Origin of the sequence: Proteus sp. G2675 (genome assembly GCF_963886535.1) — a bacterium.
GTDB lineage: Bacteria > Pseudomonadota > Gammaproteobacteria > Enterobacterales > Enterobacteriaceae > Proteus > Proteus mirabilis.
The window spans coordinates 215,025-238,541 of the sequence record NZ_CAWPCB010000036.1 but is presented as its reverse complement, the minus strand read 5'-3'; the positions used below and the strand labels follow the sequence as shown (position 1 = coordinate 238,541).

At 39.9% G+C, this 23,517-nt stretch carries 22 protein-coding genes and 1 pseudogene; 11 read left to right on the top strand and 12 right to left on the bottom strand.

The features are described from left to right. Window positions 1-14 precede the first annotated feature (14 nt). Window positions 15-497: pseudogene (locus AACQ49_RS12095) on the top strand (DUF943 family protein). Between the two features lie 185 nt (window positions 498-682). Here AACQ49_RS12095 and ydhT read toward each other — a convergent pair. From ydhT to AACQ49_RS12050, 9 genes are all read right to left on the bottom strand, one after another. Then, window positions 683-1,657 carry a protein YdhT gene (ydhT, locus tag AACQ49_RS12090; protein ID WP_017628261.1) on the bottom strand — a complete coding sequence of 325 codons (975 nt, stop codon included), beginning with the start codon at window positions 1,655-1,657 and terminating at the stop codon, window positions 683-685. 7 nt (window positions 1,658-1,664) lie between these two features. Then, window positions 1,665-2,462 carry a thiosulfate reductase cytochrome B subunit gene (gene phsC, locus AACQ49_RS12085; RefSeq protein ID WP_004245153.1) on the bottom strand — a complete coding sequence of 266 codons (798 nt, stop codon included), beginning with the start codon at window positions 2,460-2,462 and terminating at the stop codon, window positions 1,665-1,667. Further along, complete coding sequence (locus AACQ49_RS12080; RefSeq protein ID WP_004252595.1) at window positions 2,459-3,130, bottom strand: 4Fe-4S dicluster domain-containing protein; 672 nt, start codon at window positions 3,128-3,130, stop codon at window positions 2,459-2,461. The genes phsC and AACQ49_RS12080 overlap by 4 nt, the downstream gene beginning before the upstream one ends. Before the next feature lie 66 nt (window positions 3,131-3,196). Beyond that, complete coding sequence (locus tag AACQ49_RS12075) at window positions 3,197-3,910, bottom strand: YdhW family putative oxidoreductase system protein (protein ID WP_230458783.1); 714 nt, start codon at window positions 3,908-3,910, stop codon at window positions 3,197-3,199. A gap of 18 nt (window positions 3,911-3,928) precedes the next feature. Further along, window positions 3,929-6,031 (bottom strand): aldehyde ferredoxin oxidoreductase, encoded by a 2,103-nt coding sequence (locus AACQ49_RS12070; RefSeq protein ID WP_161779057.1) that lies wholly within the window; start codon window positions 6,029-6,031, stop codon window positions 3,929-3,931. 52 nt (window positions 6,032-6,083) lie between these two features. Next, the gene (locus tag AACQ49_RS12065; protein WP_004245149.1) at window positions 6,084-6,713 is read right to left on the bottom strand and encodes a ferredoxin-like protein; all 630 of its coding nucleotides are present in this window, start codon (window positions 6,711-6,713) and stop codon (window positions 6,084-6,086) included. 614 nt (window positions 6,714-7,327) lie between these two features. Further along, window positions 7,328-9,088, bottom strand: a complete 1,761-nt coding sequence (ggt, locus tag AACQ49_RS12060) for a gamma-glutamyltransferase (protein ID WP_036894229.1) — start codon at window positions 9,086-9,088, stop codon at window positions 7,328-7,330. 302 nt (window positions 9,089-9,390) lie between these two features. Beyond that, entirely contained in the window at window positions 9,391-9,993 is a 603-nt protein-coding gene (locus AACQ49_RS12055) for a peroxiredoxin C (RefSeq protein WP_004247207.1), read from the bottom strand. A 410-nt stretch (window positions 9,994-10,403) separates the two neighbouring features. Further along, window positions 10,404-10,991, bottom strand: a complete 588-nt coding sequence (locus tag AACQ49_RS12050) for an acyl carrier protein phosphodiesterase (RefSeq protein WP_004245145.1) — start codon at window positions 10,989-10,991, stop codon at window positions 10,404-10,406. A 107-nt stretch (window positions 10,992-11,098) separates the two neighbouring features. Between AACQ49_RS12050 and queA the strand changes: the two genes are divergently transcribed. The 10 genes from queA (at window position 11,099) to thiL (ending at window position 20,751) form a co-directional block, all read left to right on the top strand. Continuing rightward, the gene (gene queA / locus AACQ49_RS12045) at window positions 11,099-12,172 is read left to right on the top strand and encodes a tRNA preQ1(34) S-adenosylmethionine ribosyltransferase-isomerase QueA (RefSeq protein WP_004245144.1); all 1,074 of its coding nucleotides are present in this window, start codon (window positions 11,099-11,101) and stop codon (window positions 12,170-12,172) included. A 181-nt stretch (window positions 12,173-12,353) separates the two neighbouring features. Further along, a complete protein-coding gene (gene tgt / locus AACQ49_RS12040; RefSeq protein ID WP_004245143.1) occupies window positions 12,354-13,496 on the top strand; it encodes a tRNA guanosine(34) transglycosylase Tgt in 1,143 nt (380 codons plus the stop codon). A gap of 86 nt (window positions 13,497-13,582) precedes the next feature. Further along, entirely contained in the window at window positions 13,583-13,918 is a 336-nt protein-coding gene (yajC, locus tag AACQ49_RS12035; protein WP_004245142.1) for a preprotein translocase subunit YajC, read from the top strand. A gap of 32 nt (window positions 13,919-13,950) precedes the next feature. After that, window positions 13,951-15,798 carry a protein translocase subunit SecD gene (gene secD, locus AACQ49_RS12030; RefSeq protein WP_012367466.1) on the top strand — a complete coding sequence of 616 codons (1,848 nt, stop codon included), beginning with the start codon at window positions 13,951-13,953 and terminating at the stop codon, window positions 15,796-15,798. Between the two features lie 10 nt (window positions 15,799-15,808). Then, window positions 15,809-16,777, top strand: coding sequence for a protein translocase subunit SecF (secF, locus tag AACQ49_RS12025; protein ID WP_004247209.1), 969 nt, complete (start codon window positions 15,809-15,811; stop codon window positions 16,775-16,777). A 118-nt stretch (window positions 16,778-16,895) separates the two neighbouring features. Beyond that, window positions 16,896-17,345 (top strand): transcriptional regulator NrdR, encoded by a 450-nt coding sequence (gene nrdR / locus AACQ49_RS12020; RefSeq protein ID WP_004245139.1) that lies wholly within the window; start codon window positions 16,896-16,898, stop codon window positions 17,343-17,345. A gap of 49 nt (window positions 17,346-17,394) precedes the next feature. Continuing rightward, window positions 17,395-18,552, top strand: coding sequence for a bifunctional diaminohydroxyphosphoribosylaminopyrimidine deaminase/5-amino-6-(5-phosphoribosylamino)uracil reductase RibD (gene ribD, locus AACQ49_RS12015; protein WP_161779056.1), 1,158 nt, complete (start codon window positions 17,395-17,397; stop codon window positions 18,550-18,552). Window positions 18,553-18,764: 212 nt separating this feature from the next. Continuing rightward, the gene (gene ribH / locus AACQ49_RS12010) at window positions 18,765-19,235 is read left to right on the top strand and encodes a 6,7-dimethyl-8-ribityllumazine synthase (protein ID WP_004245137.1); all 471 of its coding nucleotides are present in this window, start codon (window positions 18,765-18,767) and stop codon (window positions 19,233-19,235) included. Window positions 19,236-19,263: 28 nt separating this feature from the next. Beyond that, window positions 19,264-19,677, top strand: coding sequence for a transcription antitermination factor NusB (nusB, locus tag AACQ49_RS12005; protein WP_004245136.1), 414 nt, complete (start codon window positions 19,264-19,266; stop codon window positions 19,675-19,677). Window positions 19,678-19,770: 93 nt separating this feature from the next. Then, window positions 19,771-20,751: a thiamine-phosphate kinase gene (gene thiL, locus AACQ49_RS12000; protein ID WP_104731496.1), complete on the top strand. Its 981-nt coding sequence runs from the start codon at window positions 19,771-19,773 to the stop codon at window positions 20,749-20,751. Window positions 20,752-20,836: 85 nt separating this feature from the next. Here the strand turns inward: thiL and AACQ49_RS11995 are convergent, their stop codons facing one another. The 3 genes from AACQ49_RS11995 to rbsK form a co-directional block, all read right to left on the bottom strand. Further along, entirely contained in the window at window positions 20,837-21,172 is a 336-nt protein-coding gene (locus AACQ49_RS11995) for a zinc ribbon domain-containing protein YjdM (protein WP_004245134.1), read from the bottom strand. Window positions 21,173-21,569: 397 nt separating this feature from the next. Next, a complete protein-coding gene (rbsR, locus tag AACQ49_RS11990; RefSeq protein ID WP_170832171.1) occupies window positions 21,570-22,577 on the bottom strand; it encodes a ribose operon transcriptional repressor RbsR in 1,008 nt (335 codons plus the stop codon). Between the two features lie 4 nt (window positions 22,578-22,581). Next, a complete protein-coding gene (gene rbsK, locus AACQ49_RS11985) occupies window positions 22,582-23,508 on the bottom strand; it encodes a ribokinase (RefSeq protein ID WP_004245126.1) in 927 nt (308 codons plus the stop codon). Between the last annotated feature and the right edge of the window lie 9 nt (window positions 23,509-23,517).

The window sequence follows — 23,517 nt, the reverse complement described above, 5'->3', positions numbered from 1 at the left end:
CGGAGTCCAAAATAATGGCTTTTAAATATAAAATAACAATAATCATATTTTTGCTATCTTTTATTTTTTTTGTAGTGTATGAGTTTTTTATTCCCGTTAAAGTTATGGGAGTACATAAAGATACGTATACTACCTCTATTCTGGTTGAGGATTTTCCGATAACTGATTATGGAAAAATACTATGGTGGAAAAAAAATAAGGTTATCTTAGATGAACAGTATAATTTATTTAAAGCTAAAGATAGCTCCTTCTATATTTATATATGAAATTATGGTGATGGATATTTAGAAGAAGGAAAATACGATCGATTATGTTTTACTGAAATTAAAAGTAACAAAAAATGTATAGAAAAAGATAAAGTGATGTCAATAATGTATTCTTTAAATGAAGAGGAAATTAGGATCGGTAATTCTGCATATATTAAAGATAAAAATGGTTCTTTTATAAAGAAAGACAAGGATACTAATACAACTATCACAGTAGTCCCTAATGCATAACTTGGTCACAAGTGGTGATAATAGCTTATTCACATTTTATGCTTAAAAATATATTTTGCTGTTTATATCAAAAATATAAAATATAAAATATAACTATAAATCTTTGTGAAACAATGCGAAGTTATCGTGTTTCGTCTCCATGTTTGCCCAATAGCTTCTATGAGAATTTTTTATTAATTATTGAGTTAAGTAATATTATCCATTGCAACAGGGCGCTGTTTTTCATCTAAGTAGTAGTGAATGCCGGCCTCAATATTATCTTCACCTTCATAGAAAACGTTAAAGCGGGTGCGTTTTCCATCGTGATAGGCAATCACAGCACTACCGCCTTTTCCTAAGCAAAATTGCTGAAGATGCCCTGTTGAGATACACACGCTGTTATCCCCAGATACAGAGAGTGTGCAGTTATCACCTGTGTTGATAGCAATGGCGTTATCGCCAGTAACAGTAATATGTGCTAAATCACCAGTATTGGTGACTTTTGTACGGGATTGAGTCGCATTAATAAAGTTTCTTATGCCACTATTGGCAATATGCGCCCCTTGGCCAGAAGCGTAAATTTTAACATCGTTGCCACTATTACAAATACGAGAGCGTCCTCCTAAGCTACCAATACGACATTGATCTGCCGTATTACTGATTTTTCCAGCAAATCCGCTGTTGATTAATTGGTTACTATAACCAGTGTTAGCAATACTGTTTTCATCACCGGAAAAGGCGACAATATTATCACGACCACATAATGCAAGGGCGGTGTTAAATTGTTGGCTTTTGACAATCAGTTGATGCCATTCGGTGGAAAACTGGATGTTTTCGTCGCTAGATTGCGGTTGGTGATAGGGTAAACGTTGTAATGTCACACCGGTTTGTTTTTCATTGCCTAACAGGGACAAGATGTTTTCTATCACTTCTTGTTCCTGTTTGGCAAAAGAGGACTGACTAAAATGACGCAGATAAATATATTGAATTAAGCTTTCTATCCATTGTGTTTGACGTTGTTTTATCAATTCATTATGGATAGCACGGTAAGTACCTCCATGGGGAAAATAACGCAAAAACCAACGATAAAGTGAACTTGAAACATGCAGTTGGCGTAAGTCTTCTTTGGTTAGTGTGATATTTTCCTGTGAAGGGACTGACATATAAGCTCCTTGATCCATCTATTTATTAGTGTCTATGGTAGCCGTCAACCATACTGCGAAAGGTTTGGAATGGCGTTCTTCCGGTGGTACACAGGTAAAGGTGACCAAAGATAAAAAAGACACTACACACGGCTAGTATTTGGTGAATTATTAATAACCAAGCTTTAAATAGCACAGCATCAGCAGGGATAAACATGGGATTTTGCAGTAAGATCCCAGTGATTAAAAGTAATGGTACTAATGCATACATCACACCTAAATAAGCCATTTGTTGCAGTGGATTAAATTTAACCTTGGGAGTGGCTGGAAAAGGATGATCTTCCCCTTTAATAATGCCGTAAAGATAAAAACGCGTTTGCATTAATACTCGTTGCAACCAGTTTTTACTGTCAATACGGTAAAATTTACCATTGCCACCAACAAGATTAATTAATACAAAGGACAACCAGCATACTAAGAGTAGATAACCACAAATTTCATGCACATTGACGAGTAACGCCGTGTCATGTGCCGAGAGTAGGGCGAAATGGTTAATCCCGCCACTGAGAAGGAGTAAGATAAATAAAGTTGCATTACTCCAATGCCATAAACGTACCGCTTTTGAGTAAAGATAGAGTTTCTCTTCTTGATGATGCTCTCCATGGGGTGTGGCAAAGCGGTAACGTAAAAAACCATGAAGTGCGAGTACAAGTAGCATGCCGACAAATAATACGCCGGCAACAATTAACCAAAGTGGCAAATAGTCCGGTGTATAGATTAAGACATACTGTTTGAGTGAGGCTTGAAATTGTGCTGCATTTGGCATGATATTTATTGCACTCATACGTTATCTCCCCCTTGTACATGAGGTCCAACACGTCGATAAAGATGCGGTTTTCCTACTCCATCAAGTTGATAGAGATAGTAGTCATGTGTTTTTAGCCATTGCTGAATTTGTGGGCTATCTTCTCTACCAAAGAGTAGGGCGTTTTGTGGGCAAGCGCTGACACAAATCGGTGGGAACCCTTTTTGTAATCGAGACTCAAGACAAAAGTCACATTTATCAGCAACATGTGTTACGGGATTAAGATAACGAACTTGGTAAGGACAGGCTGATATGCAATAACTACAGCCAATACATTTCTCTTTATTAACGCGAACAATACCATTGCTTTCATCGCGCCAAGATGCGCCCGTAGGACAAACCGAGATACAAGGAGCATCTTCACACTGCTGACATGAGTGTCTAAAAAAATGGTACTTATCGTTATCTTCTTTTAAGCTTAATGGAATGTGTGCAATATCCATTCGCGCCATTCCGGTTGGTACTTTATTTAATCGACGGCACGCTGTGGCACAAATATTACAGCCATTACAGCGTGTTTCGTCATGGATCATGGCATAGCGTATCGGTTTTTTATCTGTGGCTGCCGCTAAGGCACTCCCCAGTGGCGCACTGAAAAAGATCACAGAACCTATACCTGCTACAAATTTACGGCGAGAAACACGCATTATTTTTGCTCCTCAATCTGATGCTGTTGTAATACCCACAGAACATTTCGTCGACAGGGTAGAGCACTAAGGATTTTCATATTGTTCTACCTCCAGCCATTCTGTTAATCCTCTCGCCTTGCCATAACTCATTAGGGTGCTACTAAATAGGTAAGGGGCATTGTTAGAGGCGAATATTTGCTGAATATCTTGAAAATCAGGGTGAGTTTTCATCAGCGTCAATGCATCGTCTATTTCTGCAGCGGTGTAATAAAAAGGCTCCAACATCAACATGCTTTGCTTCAATGGTCGAGGGTAGGTTTCGCATTCAAAGCGAACTAAACCTGCAATGGCAGTACAAATATCGGTATATCTATTGAGAAGCTGTAATTGTGCATAGTTATCTGACATAACAGTGTCAGAATAGAAATAATCCTCACCATTATGTGTTAAATAAGTAATATCAACGAAAGCGTCCTCTTTCAACGCGACTCTTAATTGCATTACCTCTTCTTCAGAGAGTGAATAAGGCGCATCATACAGCGTGGAAATAGCTAATAGTTCACCTTCTTTTGAACATTGACGGATTGCATTGGCTAGGTGTTGTTCAGCCGATAATTGCGCGATATCTTCAATTTGTTCTTCTGTAGTATCCGTTAAGGTGTGAGTACCATGCCCAATACCTCTCTCTGATAACGGCAATAGCCAACGACGAAGAGAAATATCCGGTTGTTCTAAAGTAATATCAGCATCATGAGCAATATCAGGTGGTATAGAGGCTGATGCATTCTGTTTATTCATCATGATCTCCTTTACCTATTAATTGGGTAATAAGCCACGTGATGCTAAATCGTCAGCAACATCTTGTAATCCAAGGCGTACTAAAGTTGCTTTTGTTGGACAGCCTAATTGTGGATCCCAGCCCATTTCTTCATAAAATAGGGTGAGAGAGAGTTGCATATCTTCTCTATCCATTTTGTCTGTCCCTTCCGTAAAGACAGGAATATCAGGATCTTTATCAAATACCCATGAACAGATTTGGTCATGCTCATTACGCATATCCATTGTGTTCATTAACTTAACCGTGTAAGCACGATGTAAAGTGAAGATGCGTTCTGAGGCTAAATCAAGATCTTGAGAAGTGGTTGGTTCACCGGTAATGGCAGTGAAAAATTTTGCTTCCATATCTAAATCGCCACGATAGTTGCGGCTTTTATGAGGTGATACGGTCATTGGCCATACCCAGTTACATAATGTCACGGCATCATGTAGGCAACTACGCAAAATGGTCCATTTGGTATAGGCAATTTTTGCTTTATTAATCGGCGTGTAGTTTTTGGTTTCATCAAAAGCATCACCAGAGCCAAATAGTTCACCTGCAATCTCTTTTTGTAATTTTAGCGGTAAACCACTACCGATATAGTTGATATGAGTATGTGTCATCGCATCGCGGTTAAACATACAGTTGACGATGGAGCCTACTTGAGCAGAAGCTTCATTTGCATGGTGAATAGGGAAACCCATCGGTGACCAAAGTTTATTTTTCTTATTACCCCAATATTCCTCACCAAAATTCCAGCGTTGTGCAATTAAATAAGAGCCATCAGCAAGGTGACTAAATTCACCTTTACGATGGGCTAAGCGGTAATAGAAATCTTTGATAAATGCGGGATCACCTTCTTCAAGTTTATCCCAAGGAATATCGTTATACTCTTCTTCAGAAAGAACGCGTTTAAAAACGCCGTGGGTATAGCAATAAGTAAAGTCACGATGAAGCTGACCGTAGTTGCACCATAAGCCCATATCATCAAAAATATTGAGGCCGACAAGATTACCAACAACATTGGCATCGCCTTTTTTCTCAATATCTTTCGGGCCATTAGGGAAAATGGTGGTATGAACAAAGTTGGCGACACAAGTGTTTCCGCCTGTTTGAGGTACGCCAAATTTTTTCGCTTGCGGGACATTAAGTTGTGACATACAGCGAATAGGGCATGAGTGGCATCCCCCCATTTTTACCGTGTATTGTTCTGCTTCTGGGCCAAGATCGAAGGTTGATTTCATGGTTCTAAAGCCGACAGTATTGGCATTGCCCGGTGGGATCTCCCCTGTTTCAATGGGGCCACCTTCAGCCGCTCCCCAATAAAGCCCTTTACGTGCAGTCCAGCGTGAACCCGGATGTGAATACTCTGCCCAAGATTGCGGGGTACTTGGTACGACGTGATTATTATTTGCGCCAATGAGTTGTGTCATCATATAGTCGTTAAGCTCTTTTAACGCTTTACGATCGGCAACATTAACGCCACGGCTTCCTTCAACCACAATCGCTTTTAATTTTTTAGCACCAAGTACGGCACCAATTCCAGCACCACCACTGTGGTTACGACTATTGATAAGTCCTGAAAGAGGGACAAGGTTTTCACCTGCAGGGCCAATAGCAGCAACACACGCTTCAGGGCTTGTTTGAGCACAAAGTTCTTCTGTTGTTTGACGAGTTCCTTTTCCCCATAAAAAAGAGGCATCTTCAATGGAAACTTGGTCATCATCAATATGGATCCACACGGGTTTATCTGCTTGACCTTCAATGATCAACGCATCATAGCCGGCAAATTTCATCCATGCGGCAAAAAAGCCTCCCATATGGGCATCAACCACTAAATTACCGCGAGTAAAGGTTGAAAGAGAGGTGATATTGACGCGAGAGCTACAGGGTGCGCCTGATCCTGTTAGCGGGCCTACCGCAAATACCACTTTGTTTTCTTCATCAAAAGGTTTTACACCGGGTGCAACTTCTTCATACATAATTTTGTAGCCAAAGCCCATACCACCAATTAAGGATTTGTATTGGCTTGAGCTTTCGCGAGAGATGGCACCGGTAGTTAAATTAATTCTTAGTATATTGCCAGTCCAGCCGTTAATCATAATATTGCTTCCTAATCTAAAGAGGGGTCAATGAGGTGATTGCTAAGAAAAATCAAACGGTAATTTCTTTCCATTCAATAATGTGTAATGCCCCTGTTGGGCATGCTGAGGCGCATTCACCACATAAATTACATTTACCGGATTTTTTCGTTTGTGGATTGACGGTTGCCATCATCCACGGGCAAGCTGTTGTACAAGCGGCACAGCCGATACAACGACGAGTATCAACGACAATACAGCCAAACTCTTCTTGATAACGGATAGCTTTTACTGGGCAGACGTTCATACACTCGGGTGTTTTGCATTGGCGACAAGTATCAGTGGTAAAGTTTAAGTCGCCATATAAGCCCCCTCCAGAGCCAATGCCTTTATCACCAAAATAGAAATGACGATGGATTTTAGTACGGGAGAAGAAAGAGCCAACGCTACCATCATTCCATGTTGTACATGCTGTTTCACAACGATGACAGCCAGTGCAACGGGCACGATTAGTCACTAATACACCTTTAGGTGTGGTTGTCAGTTGAATAACGCCACTGTCTATTTCTTCTTGCTTACAACCTAAAAGAGAAAGTAGTGCGGGTGCTATGGTGATCCCTGCCAGCCCTTTACCGGATATTCGCAGAAACTCTAGTCTTGATAGTCCAATATCTAATATAGGACGATGATGTGTATCAGACATTAATATTTATCTCCGCTTAACTAATTTAAATAAGAAATAATTTGTGATGATAAATGTGTTCTTTTCTCTACTTGTTTTTCGTTGTATATAAAATATAATAACGATTGGTTTAGAATAGACATAATAGTTATCAACACTTTTTATTACTGAAAATAGCTTGTGGTGAATTGTTAAATATTTGTATTTACAATATGTTACATTCGGTTTTTACGTATTTTTCATTAACCATTATGATATTGTGGTTATTAAAAAATTTATTCTGTGACTGCAATCATAGAAATAAAATTAATTATCGTTAGTTAAAAAATTAAATTAAGTGATTATTGTTCTTATCTGTAATTACGAAGGATAATTAATATTGTTTATATATATTCTATTATTTAAATAGAATATAAAGATATTTGTTCTTATATTACGTTTGAAATTATTGTTTTAATGATGAATTGATATTTAATATTAATTATTTATTTAATGAAAAATGAATCTTGATTATTATTAATAAAAAAAGATATTAATAAATTGTAAAACAGTGACGAGATCATTTTTATAAAAAAAGAAACCTTGTCTAATAAAGAGAAGGTTTCTTTTGCCAATGGTATTATATGATTTTATGGTTAGTAGCCCACGGCTTTACCTGCTGGACGTCGAACATCATTTGAACCATAAAGATAACCTTCGCGTATCGCCCCTGAAACAGCAGAATCATTACCTGACGAAGCAGGGATCACTCCTTGTTCTCCTGGAAGGCCGACCATAATCAATTCAGCCGCGCCCCATGGCGTTTGTTCGACCATTTTATATCCCATGGCAGAAAGTTTTTCTAAGGTATCTTTTGATAATCCTCGTTGTTCATAATAAACCTCATCAGGTAGCCATTGATGATGAATTCGAGGGCTATTGACGGCTTCTTGGGGGGACATACCAAACTCAATAATATTAAGTGCCGTTTGTAAGGTGATTGAGATAATACGAGAGCCTCCCGGTGAGCCTAATACAAGAAAGGGTTTGCCATCTTTAGTCACAATGGTTGGACTCATTGAGGACAGTGGACGTTTTAATGGGGCAATACTATTTCGTTCACCTTGTACTAAGCCATAAAGATTTTTTTCGCCAACTTTAGTTGTAAAATCATCCATCTCATTATTGAGGAAAAAGCCAGTCCCCGGGGCGATAACGACAGCACCAAAACGACCATTGATGGTGTAAGTGGTTGAAACGGCATTACCATCTTTATCAATCACCGAATAATGCGTGGTTTCAGGGCTTTCATGAGGTGCAATACCGGGTTGTACCTTTTCTGATGGGGTGGCTTTATTCGGTGTAATTTGTTGGCGAAGCTCTGCGGCGTAGGCTTTACTTAATAACTTTTCTGTTGGATTGTTTATAAATTGCGGATCGCCAAGAAAGGTGTTTCTATCCATATAAGCATGACGCATAGCTTCTGTGAGCGTGTGAACATATTCGGCAGAGTTAAAACCCATCGATTTCAGATCGTAGCCTTCTAAAATATTCAGTGTTTGGCAAATAGTGACGCCCCCTGAACTGGGAGGAGGAGCAGAGATAAATTCATAACCTCGATAAGTACAGGTAATGGGAGGTGTTTCGGTAATAGTGAAGTTCGCAAAATCTTCTTTGGTTAATAACCCATTATGCTGTTTTGAAGCTTGTTCTACTTTTTTAGGGATTTCCCCTTGATAGAAAGCATCAGCACCTTGGTTGGCGATAAGTTCAAGTGTATTGGCTAAGTCTGTTTGAATGAGGCGATCGCCAGGCTGCCATGGTGTTCCATCAGGCTTTAAGAAAATTTTTGCTGATTCAGGATCTTGTTTAAATCGCTCTGTGGTGGTGTCTAATACGTCAGTATCAGCACGGGTTAAAATATAGCCTTCTCTGGCTAGTTTAATAGCGGGAGCCATCACTTCTTGGCGTGAAAGAGTGCCATATTTTTCTAATGCTGCATCAAGTCCTTTCACTGTACCCGGCACCCCTGAGGCAAGATAGCCGTATAGGCTTGCCTCTTTAATCAAGTTACCGTCTTTATCTAAATACATATTTTTAGATGCTGCCGTAGGCGCCGTTTCTCGAAAATTAATAAAGGTATTGGTGCCATCAGCAAGGTGTATAGTCATAAAACCACCACCGCCAATATTTCCACAACAAGCATTTACCACAGCTTGTGCATAGCCAACAGCAACAGCTGCATCAATGGCATTCCCTCCTTTTTGCAAAATATCTTTTCCTACTTGTGAGGCTAAATGTTGTGAAGAGACCACCATACCTTGTTGTGCTTCAACCGCTGGCTCATAGGCGGCATAGAGTGCAGGTGAAAAAAGTGTGGTAAGTAACAGCAGGTGCGTTTTTTTTATAGTAATCATGATTATATCCATTAATAACAGTGGGTTAGTTTCAATAGAGATAAGTGAAAGTAGGTGTGTATACGCTAGTATTAATGTGGTTAACAATTACGTAACAATAAGTATAGAGAGAAGTTATTAATGACGAGAATTTTTTTTGAAGAGATGATCACAAAATCATCTTTAAGCGAATAAATAATAATGTTATGTACAAATAGTAATCTTAATAAATTGAGTTGAAAGGCAAAAGAATAGATGGAGTATTAATAAAAAAGCCTGTTTTCACAGGCTTTTAGCAAATATTTGTTTAGCTTACTGGAATATTACAGTTTGCCTGAGTTCGCTTTCAGATATTTAGCAACACCGTCTGGAGATGCGCCCATACCTTCTTGGCCTTTTTCCCATTGTGCAGGGCAAACATCACCGTGCTCTTCGTGGAATTGTAGTGCATCAACCATACGGATCATTTCGTCAATATTACGGCCTAATGGCAGGTCGTTTACCACTTGGTGACGAACGACACCTTCTTTGTCGATCAGGAATGAACCACGTAGTGCAACACCCGCTTCTGGATGTTCGATACCGTATGCTTTAATGATATCGTGTTTGATATCAGCAACCATTGGGTATCTTACTTCACCAATACCGCCATCATCGATAGCTGTTTTACGCCATGCGTTATGTACGAATTCTGAGTCCATAGAAACGCCGATGATTTCAACACCACGTTTTTGGAACTCTTCAAAACGGTGATCAAATGCAATCAGTTCTGAAGGGCAAACAAAAGTGAAGTCCATTGGCCAGAAGAAAATAACCGCAGGTTTGCCTTTGATAAATGAATGCAGGTTGAAATCATTAACAATTTCACCGTTACCTAAAACAGCAGCTGCTGTGAAATCTGGGGCTTTGCGAGTAACCAGAACCATAATGTACTCCTGTAAATTGAAAGAGTTTATACTCGTCATATTTCAAGTTGTCGCGTTGTTGACTGCGTTCACTCGAACTATTTAGAGTAAATTTAGGGGATACCCTGTTTTTAAATTTAGGGTGATGCCCTGTTTTTAAATGATGTATACAGCATAAATAATCAATCGTTATTGATAAAATCATACAGAACAATCTATTTGATAGGTTATAACGATGAATTTTATACAACAAAAATGACTTATTTATGACTCCTTGTATAACTATCTATTCTAATCAACTTTATAAATGAATACTACGCTTGTTAACGGATCGTTACCAATAAAAAGATAAATTGACGTAGTCTCTGTTTGCTCGATTCAATGTAATGCTTAACCATGACAAACAGATGAATAAAAAGAGCCTTAATGTATCAGTCATCCAGCTGATGATGTTGTGCTCTTTCTAACAATTGTGGATAAAATTGCCAAAAAATCTCACTTAACTCTTTATAATGCGTTTCTAGTGCAATATAAGAGCCTGCAAGCGCACTTAAACGCGGTCTTCTTTTTGCCATGCCTTTTAACGTCTGTGCTATATAAGTTTTATCAGCATAACGAGTCAACCACGCTTGGGGCCATAAATATTCATTGAGCTCTTGAAATTTTTCCGGAGTTCGCCATAAATCCGGTTCAATGGTATTGCGCACATAAGTAACAAATTCCAAGAGCGGTATGTCAGGTTCAAATTTATCCCAATGTAGTGAGAGAAAATGATCCCAAAATATATCCAAAGTAATGGGTGCAACGCGGCGGTATTCATTCGGAAAAAGTTGTCGAGCTTGTTTAACTAATGGATGAGTATCAGTCAGCACATCAATACGCCTATGCATGCGAATGCCGTCAATTACCGCTTGGCTGTAATCGTTACTCGGCGTACCTTTTACATAGTCCGCCATCATATTGCCTAATAAGGAGCTTTTCGCTCTAAAGGCGAGGTGTAAGTGAGCAAGATAGTTCATTGTACTATCATAGCGCTTTTTAAATAAAAAAGTGCTTCTTTGTTGCACTGATTAACATGCAGCACTAGACTAGTGCGCCTGTTTTTTATGAAAGTAGTCGTTTAATTATGCGTGTATCCGATTTTAGATTTGACCTGCCTGAGTCCTTAATTGCTCACTATCCTCACCCCCAACGTAGTGGGTGCCGATTATTATCCCTAGAGGGGAAAACGGGCAATTTATCTCACGGTGTCTTTACGGATGTATTAGATAAACTCAATGCCGGTGATTTACTTGTATTTAATAATACTAGAGTGATCCCCGCGCGTATTTATGGTCGTAAAGCCTCCGGTGGCAAGATAGAAGTATTAGTGGAGCGTATGCTAGATGAACATCGTGTGTTAGCCCATGTTCGTGCATCAAAATCACCCAAAGAGGGCGCATCACTGATTTTAGGGGAAGACGAAAGTGTACAAGCAACCATGATTGCACGCCATGATACACTATTTGAAATCCGTTTTGATGATGAAAGAGATGTGCTGACTATTTTAAATAGTATCGGTCATATGCCTCTTCCTCCTTATATCGATCGTCCAGATGAAAGATCCGATAAAGAGCTTTATCAAACGGTCTATAATGAGCGTCCCGGTGCAGTAGCTGCACCCACAGCTGGATTGCATTTTGATGAGCCGTTATTAGAAGCGTTACGTAACAAAGGCGTTGAGATGGCCTTTGTCACTTTGCATGTTGGTGCTGGCACTTTCCAGCCTGTTCGTGTGGATAATATCGAAGAACACACTATGCATTCCGAGTATGCTGAAGTCCCTCAAGAGGTGGTAGATGCCGTGCTCGCTTGTAAGGCACGAGGTAATCGGGTGATTGCCGTGGGTACAACGTCTGTTCGCTCTTTAGAGAGTGCGGCTAAAGCAGCCAAAGATGCATTAATTGCTCCTTTTTTTGATGATACGCAAATTTTTATTTATCCAGGTTACCAATATCAAGTTATTGATGCTTTGATAACTAACTTCCATTTGCCAGAATCAACCTTAATTATGCTGGTTTCTGCATTTGCTGGTTATAAAAATACCATGAATGCTTATAACGTAGCGGTTGAACAGAAGTATCGTTTTTTCAGTTATGGTGATGCGATGTTTATTACGCGTAATCCTTTAGCTATCAATGAAAAAGTGGGTGAAGAGTAGGGCTTTATTCTATTTTTTAACGTTTTTTTTCATTTTATGACCGGTTATGTCAATTTTGCTGCTTGATCTCTTTGACTAAGCACAGCTTTTGTTGATGTAACATATACAGCCGTCTAACAAATGATTAGAATGTGCTGTTTTTATTATGCATTGGACTGTTTTTCTGATGCTTGGAGGATGAGTGAAATACGAATTAGATAAAACAGATGGTCATGCCCGTCGTGGTCGTCTTAAGTTTGAACGCGGTGTCGTTGAAACACCTGCATTTATGCCTGTAGGGACATACGGTACAGTTAAAGGGATGACACCTGAAGAAGTTGAAGCCACAGGTGCACAAATCCTTTTAGGCAATACTTTCCATTTATGGTTACGTCCTGGTCAAGAGATCATGAAATTACACGGTGATTTGCATGACTTTATGCAGTGGAAAGGGCCAATTTTAACCGATTCAGGTGGTTTCCAAGTCTTTAGTTTAGGCGCAATGCGTAAAATTAAAGAAGAAGGTGTGCATTTCCGTAACCCAATTAATGGCGAAAAGATTTTCTTAAGCCCAGAAAAATCAATGGAAATTCAGTACGATCTTGGATCAGATATTGTGATGATCTTCGATGAGTGTACACCATATCCATCAGATTGGGATTATGCTAAAAATTCCATGGAGATGTCATTACGCTGGGCTAAACGTAGTCGTCAACGCTTTGATGAATTAAACAACAAAAATGCATTATTCGGTATTATTCAAGGCGGCGTTTACGAAGATTTACGTGATATCTCAGTGAAAGGGCTAGTGGAAATCGGCTTTGACGGTTACGCTGTTGGGGGCCTAGCTGTTGGTGAACCTAAAGAAGATATGCACCGTATTTTAGAACATGTTTGTCCACAAATCCCTGCGGATAAACCTCGTTATTTAATGGGTGTAGGTAAACCTGAAGATTTAGTTGAAGGTGTTCGTCGTGGTATCGATATGTTTGACTGTGTGATGCCAACACGAAATGCACGTAATGGACATCTGTTTGTAACAAATGGTGTCATTAAAATTCGTAATGCTAAACATCGTTCAGATACATCAACTCTGGATGAACATTGTGATTGCTACACCTGTAAAAATTATAGTCGCGCTTACCTACATCATCTTGATCGCTGTAACGAAATTTTAGGAGCAAGGCTGAATACTATCCATAACTTACGCTATTATCAGCGTCTAATGGCTGAAATTCGTCAAGCAATTGATGAGTCACGTTTCGAAGATTTCGTGCATGAGTTCTACGAACGTATTGGTAAACCAGTTCCACCACTAAATAGCAGTGCGAGTAAGTGCGATTAATGTATACGAGAAAGCCCAATTCTGTGTATGATATTGGGCTTATAACTTGAGTATCGTCGATATCGACAACAATGAGGAAAAAGTGAATGAGTTTTTTCATTTCTGATGCTGTTGCTTCTGCTGGACAAGCAGCACCTGAAGCAAGCTTTATGTCTATTTTACCGATGTTAGTGATCTTTATTTTAATTTTCTATTTTATGATCCTACGTCCTCAGCAAAAACGTACTAAAGAACACCGTAAACTGATGGAATCTATTGGTAAAGGTGATGAAGTGTTAACTACTGGTGGTTTAATCGGCCGCGTTGTTAAAGTTTCAGATAACGGCTATATCGTTGTTGCTCTGAATGAAACAACTGAAGTAACTATCAAACGTGACTTTGTTGCCGCTGTATTACCAAAAGGCACAATGAAAGCTATTTAATTTGATTTCCCCAAAGGGAAAAGGGAACTGCCGTGCTAAACCGTTATCCTTTGTGGAAGTATCTGATGTTGATATTCGCTATCCTCATCGGTCTGCTTTACGCACTTCCTAACCTATATGGTGAGGATCCGGCTGTTCAAATCACTGGCGCGCGGGGAACCGCCGCCAATGAGCAAACACTGGATCAAGTTCGATCTTTATTAGATAAAGAAAAAATTGAAGCGAAATCAATCGCCCTTGAAAATGGTGCGATTTTGGCTCGTTTCAGTAACCCTGACATTCAGTTACGTGCCCGTGAAGCGTTGTTACCTGCGTTAGGTGACAAGTTCGTTGTTGCACTTAACCTTGCACCAGCTACGCCAAAATGGTTAGAAGCCATTGGCGGTGAGCCGATGAAATTAGGGTTAGACTTACGTGGTGGTGTTCACTTCTTAATGGAAGTTGATATGGAAACCGCGTTAGGTAAACTTCAAGAACAAAATGTTGATAGTTTACGTACTTTATTACGTGACGAAGGCATTCCATATTCTTCTATCCGCAAAACGGATAATTATGGTGTTGAAATCCGTTTCCGCAACGCTGATGACCGTTCTAAAGCATCAGATTATCTTGCGCGTCGTAACCAAGATCTCATTTTTAGAAATGGGGATAATAACTCGTTAAAAGCTATTTTTACCGACGAGCGTTTACGTGATGCGCGTACTTATGCGGTACAACAAAATATCACCATCCTACGTAACCGTGTCAACCAATTAGGGGTTGCTGAGCCATTAGTTCAACGCCAAGGTGCTGACCGCATTGTTGTTGAATTACCGGGTATTCAAGATACGGCTCGTGCGAAAGAAATCCTAGGTGCAACAGCAACATTAGAATTCCGTTTAGTGAATACTAATGTTGATCCTTCCGCCTTAGAAACAGGACGCATCCCGGGTGACTCAGAAGTGAAATACACTCGAGATGGTAGACCAACCATTCTTTATAAACGTGTTGTATTGACGGGTGACCATATTACCGATTCAACGTCACAAGCCGATGAGTACGGCCAGCCTCAAGTAAGTATTTCACTTGATAGTGCTGGTGGCTCTATTATGTCTAACTTTACCAAAGATAACGTCGGTAAACCGATGGCTACTCTTTTTGTAGAGTATAAAGACAGCGGTAAACGTGATGAAAACGATCGCGCAATTTTGGTAAAAAATGAAGAAGTTATTAACGTGGCTAATATTCAAACCCGTTTAGGTAATAACTTCCGCATTACTGGTATCTCTAATGCGAATGAAGCACGTCAATTATCTCTGTTATTACGTGCTGGGGCATTGATTGCACCTATTCAAATCGTTGAAGAGAGAACCATTGGGCCAACATTAGGTCTTCAGAACATAACTCAAGGTTTAGAAGCTTGTTTATGGGGTCTGATAGCCTCTGTTGCCTTTATGATTATTTATTATCGTAAATTTGGTGTGATCGCGAGTACGGCGCTATTAGCAAACTTGGTGTTAATTGTGGGGGTCATGTCATTATTACCCGGTGCAACGTTAACCATGCCTGGTATTGCGGGTATTGTCTTAACCCTTGCGGTTGCGGTCGATGCTAACGTACTGATCAACGAGCGTATTAAAGAAGAGTTACGTAATGGTCGCTCAGTACAACAAGCTATCCATGAAGGTTATAAAGGTGCCTTCTCCAGTATTATTGATGCGAACTTAACCACGTTAATTACTGCCGTGATCCTTTATGCAGTCGGTACTGGCTCCATTAAAGGGTTTGCTATCACAACTGCTATCGGGGTTGCGACATCCATGTTTACCGCTATTGTGGGTACACGTGCGATTGTAAACCTGCTGTATGGCGGTAAACGCATCAAGAAACTGTCTATTTAAGGAGCACGTTGTGGCACAGGATTATACTGTTGAACAATTAAACCATGGTCGTAAAGTCATTGACTTTATGCGTTGGGACAACGTCGCCTTTACTATTTCGTTTCTGCTTTTGGTAGCATCCATCGCTATCATTTCCGTGAAAGGATTTAACTGGGGATTAGATTTTACTGGAGGAACGGTTATTGAGATCAATCTCAGTCAACCGGCCGATCTAGATAAAATGCGTGATAGCTTGGCAGCCGCCGGCTATAAAGATCCTCTGTTACAAAACTTTGGTAGCAGCCGCGATATTATGGTGCGTATGCCTCCTGTTGAAGGACAGGCTGGTCAAGAATTAGGTAAGAAAGTCATCGATATTATCAATGTTGAAATTGATAATGATGCAACAGTCAAACGTATTGAATTTGTTGGGCCAAGTGTCGGGAGTGAATTGGCTCAAACAGGGGCAATGGCGTTACTTTCTGCACTTATCTGTATTCTGATCTATGTTGGATTCCGTTTTGAGTGGCGTCTAGCATTAGGGGCTGTTATTTCACTTGCCCATGACGTGGTGATCACTTTGGGTATTTTATCACTCTTCCAAATTGAGGTTGATTTAACCATTGTCGCGTCATTGATGTCTGTTATCGGTTATTCCTTGAACGATAGTATCGTGGTATCAGATCGTATTCGTGAGAATTTCCGTAAAATTCGTCGTGGTACCTCTTATGAGATCATGAACGTTTCACTAACACAGACATTAAGCCGTACCATCATGACATCAGCAACAACATTATTAGTTGTGTTGATGCTCTATATCTTTGGTGGTTCAATGCTTAAAGGCTTCTCTTTAGTGATGTTAATCGGTGTTTCATTCGGTACTGTTTCATCTATTTATGTGGCTTCTGCATTAGCACTGAAAATGGGCATGAAACGCGAACACCTGATTGTTCAAAAAGTGGAAAAAGAGGGTGCAGATCAGACAACACTCTTACCTTAATAGAGCGTTTTTCTGACATAAACATCGCAAACACCCTGCCAGTTAATGACTGACAGGGTGTTTTTTGTTCACTGAACAGGTACACTGTTTAGGAGTTTTGTCAACAGTAGGAATAACTATGCATTGTCCATTTTGCACAGCCGTAGATACCAAAGTAATTGATTCGAGACTTGTTGGTGATGGCTCACAAGTGCGCCGTCGTCGTCAATGCCTTGTTTGCCATGAGCGCTTTACTACCTTTGAAGTCGCAGAGCTTGTGATGCCTCGTGTTGTGAAAAGTGATGAAATCCGTGAGCCTTTTGATGAAGAAAAGCTACGTAGAGGAATGCTCAAAGCATTAGAAAAACGCCCTGTGAGTTCTGATGATGTTGAAGCTGCTATTAATCATATCAAATCACAATTAAGGGCAACGGGCGAAAGAGAGATACCTTCCAAACAGATCGGTAATTTTGTTATGGAACAACTAAAGAAACTGGATAAAGTTGCTTATATCCGTTTTGCTTCGGTTTATCGCAGTTTTGAAGATGTGCGGGATTTTGGCGAAGAAATTGCAAAATTACAAGATTAATCATTCGCTTCACACGACTATTTGAAAATAACGATATAATAATAAATCTATGATGACAATTAACAACAGCAACAATCTTACGGGCAATGAGCCGGCTAATGATGAAACCTATATGCGTCGAGCGATAGAGTTAGCTGCATTAGGACGTTTTACAACATCACCTAACCCAAATGTGGGATGCGTGATTGTGAAAGAAGGGAAGATTATAGGTGAAGGTTATCACCATCATGCAGGTGGTCCACATGCAGAAGTGAATGCATTAAATATGGCGGGTGAAAATGCCAAAGGTGCTACCGTCTATGTTACGCTTGAGCCATGTAGCCACTTTGGTAAAACGCCTCCTTGTGCTGATGCTTTAATCAACGCCGGGGTAAAACGTGTTGTTGCTGCAATGCAAGATCCCAATCCTCAAGTGGCAGGACGTGGTTTACATAAATTAGTCGCTGCAGGTATTGATGTTTCTCATGGCGTATTAATGCAAGAAGCTGAAAAATTGAATATCGGCTTTTTTAAACGTATGAGAACAGGGTTTCCTTATATTCAATTAAAACTGGCCGCCTCTTTAGACGGTAAAACGGCATTAGCATCAGGGGAAAGTCAATGGATAACCTCTAACGCTTCGCGACAAGATGTGCAAAATTTTCGCGCGCAAGCTAGTGCTATTTTAACAACGAGTGCCACTGTTTTAGCCGATGATCCTGCAATGAATGTGCGTTGGGAAGCATTATCCGATGAGATAAAAGCGATTTATCCACTAGAGTCATTGCGCCAGCCTATTCGCATTATTACCGATAGCCAAAATAGGGTAACTCCCGACTATAAAATTACACAACTTGCAGGTGAGTGCTTGCTTGCTCGGACTCACTCTCAGCAAGAAGATTGGCAAGGTGATGTCTCAGAAATTTTGCTTCCTACTAATGGCAAAAATAGTAGTGTCGATTTAGTGTTATTAATGATGCAGTTAGGTAAACGCAATATTAATAGTGTATGGGTTGAGAGTGGCGCACATTTTGCTGGCGCACTATTAGAGCTTGGTCTTGTTGATGAGCTTATCATTTATATTGCTCCGAAAATTTTAGGCAATGATGCTCGAGGTTTATTATCCATTTCACCACTGTCGTCATTATCTGAAGCCCCTGAATTTACAATAGATTCTCTTCAACAAATCGGCCCTGATATCCGCGTTTGTTTAAAACCTCGTTATTAATAGATGCAAATATGTGTGTCTATGGCGCTATTTGTAGTAAAATAGCGCCGTGTGTGTTATTCCCTGTCGTTACGACATTGTTATCAGCCAACTAACTACCTTGATTTATCAAGGATTTTTGGCTCCTTTGCTGTGTTATCATAAAACTGAGCGCAGTAAAGGAAAGAATGTGATAAAATCCGCGCCCCGCGGATAGGAGAAAAAGGTAACCTATGAACGTAATCAAAGGTGTTGTCGCGGCGCCAAACGCACGTGTAGCGATTGCAATTGCCCGTTTTAATAATTTTATTAATGATAGCTTGTTAGAAGGTGCCGTTGATGCACTTGAGCGTATCGGACAAGTTTCCTCAGAAAATATTACCGTCGTTTGGGTTCCTGGCGCTTATGAGTTGCCATTAACTGTAAAAGCATTAGCAGAAAGCGACAAATATGATGCAGTTATCGCGTTAGGTACTGTTATCCGTGGTGGAACCGCACATTTTGAATACGTTGCTGGCGAATGCAGCTCTGGCCTTTCTCATGTTGCAATGCAAAGTGAGATCCCTGTGACTTTTGGTGTATTAACCACTGAAAGCATTGAGCAGGCAATTGAACGAGCTGGTACTAAAGCGGGCAATAAAGGTGCTGAAGCTGCAATGACAGCACTTGAAATGATCAATGTACTTAAAGCCATTAAAGGCTAATCATCTGTTTTAACTAAAGGGGAATTTTGTGAAACCTGCTGCTCGTCGTCGTGCTCGTGAGTGTGCTGTACAAGCTATCTACTCATGGCAATTATCCGGAAATGACATCGCGGATGTGGAATTGGAGTTTTTATCCGAGCAGGATACCCAAGGTGTAGATATTGCTTATTTCCGTGAGCTTTTAGTGGGTGTTGCAATCAATGCAGCACGTTTAGATAAGGCGATGGAGCCTTATTTATCACGTCAACTGGAAGAGCTAGGCCAAGTTGAAAAAGCGATTTTACGTTTAGCTATGTTTGAACTCAGCTTCCGTGAAGATGTTCCTTATAAAGTAGCCATTAACGAAGCGATTGAATTGGCTAAGGTGTTTGGTGCTGATGACAGCCATAAATTTGTCAATGGCGTGTTAGATAAAGCTGCACCAACTGTACGTAAAAAATAACGTTCTTCACGTTTCCTCTATGGTAAATTAATAATCCAAGGCCGGTTACTCCGGCCTTTTATTTAATAAGCATTGCTTCATAGGAAATTGATAATGCCTTGTGGTGAATTCTCCCTCATTAAACAATATTTCACTTCTCAGCCAGTTAAACGCAAAGATGTGAGTATGGGAATTGGGGATGACTGTGCAATATTGACTGTACCTGAAAAGCAACAAGTGGCAATTAGTACTGATACCTTAGTCAGTGGAATACACTTCCTACCAACCATTTCCCCTGAAGATTTAGCGTATAAAGCATTAGCGGTCAATATTAGTGATTTAGCCGCGGTGGGGGCAGATCCTGCTTGGGCTTCATTAGCTTTAACATTGCCAAAAGTTGATAATGATTGGCTTGAGGCCTTTAGTCGCTCTCTATTTGCATTAGCAGAGTATTATTCTATTCAATTGATTGGTGGGGATACAACCAAAGGGCCATTGAGCTTAACCATCACAATACAAGGTTTAGTTCCTCAAGGTATGGCACTATTACGCTCAGGGGCTAAAATTGGTGACTGGATTTATGTTACAGGTTTTTTAGGGGATAGCGCGGCAGGACTCGCGGTTTTACAAAATAGATTACAACCTAGTCAACCAGAAAGCCGAGACTATTTTATTACTAGGCATTTGCGTCCGCAGCCTCGTCTTTTACAAGGGCAAGCATTAAGATCTTTAGCAAGTGCTGCTATTGATATTTCTGATGGTCTTATTTCAGATCTAAACCATATTTTAACGGCAAGTGGTTGTGGTGCTCGTATTAACTTAGATGCGTTGCCTTATTCTGCGGCAATGAAATCACAGGTGAGTAAAGAGCAAGCTGAAATTTGGGCATTAAGTGGTGGCGAAGACTATGAACTATGCTTTACCGTGCCTGAAATAAATCGTGGGGCTTTAGATATTGCTTTAGCCCATACGGGAGCTGACTTTCATTGCATAGGGCAAATTATGCCAATTGCAGAAGGTATACGTTATTTACGTGAAGGTAAAGAAGTGCACCCTAATCTGAAAGGGTTTGATCACTTTGGTGATAATAAATAAATCATATCGCTATAAACAAAAGGCGCTTAATGAGCGCCTCTGAAATCAAAATAATGTTATTAATCATTTTAATGATAATTCAAGATTAGCTTTTCTTCACAAATTCAGATTTTAATTTCATTTGTCCAAAGCCATCAATTTTACAATCAATATTATGATCGCCTTCCACTAAACGTATCCCTTTAACTTTTGTACCAATTTTGAGTGGCGTTGAGCTACCTTTTACTTTTAGATCTTTAATGACTGTCACTGAATCCCCATCGGCTAATAAATTACCATGGGCATCTTTAACAATCAGCTCATCGCTATCAGTTGTTGGCTCAGCATCGTTCCATTCGTGGGCACATTCAGGGCAGACATACATTGCCCCATCTTCATAGGTATACTCTGAGTTGCATTTAGGACAAGAAGGTAATGACATAATAATACTCTCAAATTTTTTCAAAATGGGAAGTGATTAATCGTCACAAAGAGGATAACACTTGCCCGATAAACAAAAGGACACATTATCGTTTCAGCGTAAAAAGTCTAATATGATGACCCAAATGACCAAAAATAGTATTGCCACAGATAATGCGAAAGGATAAGAGTATAATAGATCTGATAGAGTTTTGCATCTTTCATGGATTATTAGATAAAAGATGAGAAAAAGTAGATAAAATATAGAAGGTAATACACAAAATAATAAGAAATAATATCATTTAAAAACATAAATTAACTTATTGATTTTATAATTATTTATTTTGTTAACTTAGATAAAATAACTACTCTCTCTTTAAAAGAGAGTATCAGTAATAATAGTGTTAATCTTCTTGTTATTATTTTATAAAATTTATCACTGACCCTCGTTCAATCAGTTTGGGTGTTAACACTAATAGATTGGCTTGTGCTTCAATATCTTCCATACGACGTAATAATTGGCTTACAGCAAGTTTGCCCAATTCATCTTTGGGTTGATGAATAGTCGTTAAAGGGGGGATCATATAAGAGGCTAAATCGATGTCATCATAACCGACGATAGAAATATCATCAGGCACACGTAGTCCTTTTTGATAAATCGCTTGGTAAGCACCGACCGCCATTGCATCATTACAGGTAAATACGGCCTGTGGTTGTATAGGGAGTGAGAGCAGTGTTTGCATTGCACTAAAGCCACCCGCAAACTCAAAATCACTGGTTAAAACCAGCTCTTTACGAATGGGTAACCCAGCTTGTTGCATCGCATTATAGTAGCCTTGTAGGCGATGTTTAGCGGGAAGTTTATCTTGGGGACCCGCAATACAGGCGATGTCAGTAAAACCTTTTTCAATTAAATAATTCGTGGCTAATTCTCCCCCTAATAGGGAGTTATCTTGAATAATATCGCTACTGTATTCAAATGGAGACCAATCCATCATCACCATGGGTAACCGTGGATAACGATTTAATACTTCACTTGATGGTGCGCGGGCTTCAGTACACATTAATAACAGCCCATCGACACGCTTTTGTAGCAAGGTTTCCAGGCTAGTATCCATGCGCTCATAGTCGCCTTCGGTGTTGCATAAAATGAGGCTATAGCCTTGTTCATAGCAACTTCGTTCAACACCTCGAACGACTTCAGCATAAAAGGGGTTATTACTGGCGGTAACTAACATCCCTATGGTACGTGTGCAGTTCATTTTTAAACTACGAGCTAATGCTGAAGGGGCGTAATTTAAGGTTGCTATTGCATGATTAACCTTTGCGCGGATACCTTCACTCACATAACGATTGTTATTGATAACATGGGAAACGGTGGATGTTGAAACACCCGCTAAACGGGCGACATCTTTCATTGTTGCCAAAATATTATGCTCGCTCTGCTAAAAATGACTTAATTTCATCACGCCAAGGGACGGAGGATTGCGCGCCATGACGTGTCACTGCAATTGCCGCGGCTGCATGGGCGAAACGGATCGCATCATGAGCTGATTTACCTTCTAATATCGCTGTAACAAATGCACCGTTAAAGGTATCACCTGCGGCAATAGTATCAACTGCTTCAACACGAAAACCGGGAATGATCATACCGGTGCCTTGTTCACTAAACCATACGCCACGACTGCCTAAAGTGATTAAAACGTGTTTTATGCCTTTGCTGTGCAAAATATTAGCCGCTTTAGCTGCACCCACTTCATCATGCACAGAAATACCGGTTAATATTTCGGCTTCTGTCTCATTTGGCGTAATAATATCAATAAAACTCAGAAATTCATCAGATAACGGCTGTGCAGGAGCGGGATTTAAAATCACTTTTGTTTGATGTGCTTTGGCTTGTTTTGCTGCCTCAAAGACAGTGTCTAGAGGGGATTCTAATTGCATTAATAAAGCATCTGCTTGTTCAATAATATGACGATACTGATGCAAATGGCTTGGAGTGAGAGCACTATTTGCTCCGGCAACAATGCTAATGACATTTTCGCCTTGTTCATTAACTAGGATCATTGCTACACCTGTAGGTGTCTTGGGAATAATACGAATTGCATCAGTATCAATATTATCTGTTTTTAATTGAGCGATGATTTCGCGACCAATAGCATCATCTCCCACACAGGCTATAAACGTGATATCGGCACCACTACGTCCACAAGCGACGGCTTGATTTGCCCCTTTACCACCAAATGCTATTTTATAGTCATGACCAATCACGGTTTCTCCGGGCTTGGGAAATTGTGCAATATTCATAATATGGTCAACGTTAATGCTACCTAAAACAGCAAGGCGGGGAGTTGTCATAGCCTTTAT

What these genes read in the sequence shown, in the direction of transcription:
- ydhT (WP_017628261.1), bottom strand. Translation starts at nt 1,657, where the DNA reads ATGGATCAAGGAGCTTATATGTCAGTCCCTTCACAGGAAAATATCACA.
- phsC (WP_004245153.1), bottom strand. Translation starts at nt 2,462, where the DNA reads ATGAGTGCAATAAATATCATGCCAAATGCAGCACAATTTCAAGCCTCA.
- AACQ49_RS12080 (WP_004252595.1), bottom strand. Translation starts at nt 3,130, where the DNA reads ATGCGTGTTTCTCGCCGTAAATTTGTAGCAGGTATAGGTTCTGTGATC.
- AACQ49_RS12075 (WP_230458783.1), bottom strand. Translation starts at nt 3,910, where the DNA reads ATGAATAAACAGAATGCATCAGCCTCTATACCACCTGATATTGCTCAT.
- AACQ49_RS12070 (WP_161779057.1), bottom strand. Translation starts at nt 6,031, where the DNA reads ATGATTAACGGCTGGACTGGCAATATACTAAGAATTAATTTAACTACC.
- AACQ49_RS12065 (WP_004245149.1), bottom strand. Translation starts at nt 6,713, where the DNA reads ATGTCTGATACACATCATCGTCCTATATTAGATATTGGACTATCAAGA.
- ggt (WP_036894229.1), bottom strand. Translation starts at nt 9,088, where the DNA reads ATGATTACTATAAAAAAAACGCACCTGCTGTTACTTACCACACTTTTT.
- AACQ49_RS12055 (WP_004247207.1), bottom strand. Translation starts at nt 9,993, where the DNA reads ATGGTTCTGGTTACTCGCAAAGCCCCAGATTTCACAGCAGCTGCTGTT.
- AACQ49_RS12050 (WP_004245145.1), bottom strand. Translation starts at nt 10,991, where the DNA reads ATGAACTATCTTGCTCACTTACACCTCGCCTTTAGAGCGAAAAGCTCC.
- queA (WP_004245144.1), top strand. Translation starts at nt 11,099, where the DNA reads ATGCGTGTATCCGATTTTAGATTTGACCTGCCTGAGTCCTTAATTGCT.
- yajC (WP_004245142.1), top strand. Translation starts at nt 13,583, where the DNA reads ATGAGTTTTTTCATTTCTGATGCTGTTGCTTCTGCTGGACAAGCAGCA.
- nrdR (WP_004245139.1), top strand. Translation starts at nt 16,896, where the DNA reads ATGCATTGTCCATTTTGCACAGCCGTAGATACCAAAGTAATTGATTCG.
- ribD (WP_161779056.1), top strand. Translation starts at nt 17,395, where the DNA reads ATGATGACAATTAACAACAGCAACAATCTTACGGGCAATGAGCCGGCT.
- ribH (WP_004245137.1), top strand. Translation starts at nt 18,765, where the DNA reads ATGAACGTAATCAAAGGTGTTGTCGCGGCGCCAAACGCACGTGTAGCG.
- thiL (WP_104731496.1), top strand. Translation starts at nt 19,771, where the DNA reads ATGCCTTGTGGTGAATTCTCCCTCATTAAACAATATTTCACTTCTCAG.
- AACQ49_RS11995 (WP_004245134.1), bottom strand. Translation starts at nt 21,172, where the DNA reads ATGTCATTACCTTCTTGTCCTAAATGCAACTCAGAGTATACCTATGAA.
- rbsK (WP_004245126.1), bottom strand. Translation starts at nt 23,508, where the DNA reads ATGACAACTCCCCGCCTTGCTGTTTTAGGTAGCATTAACGTTGACCAT.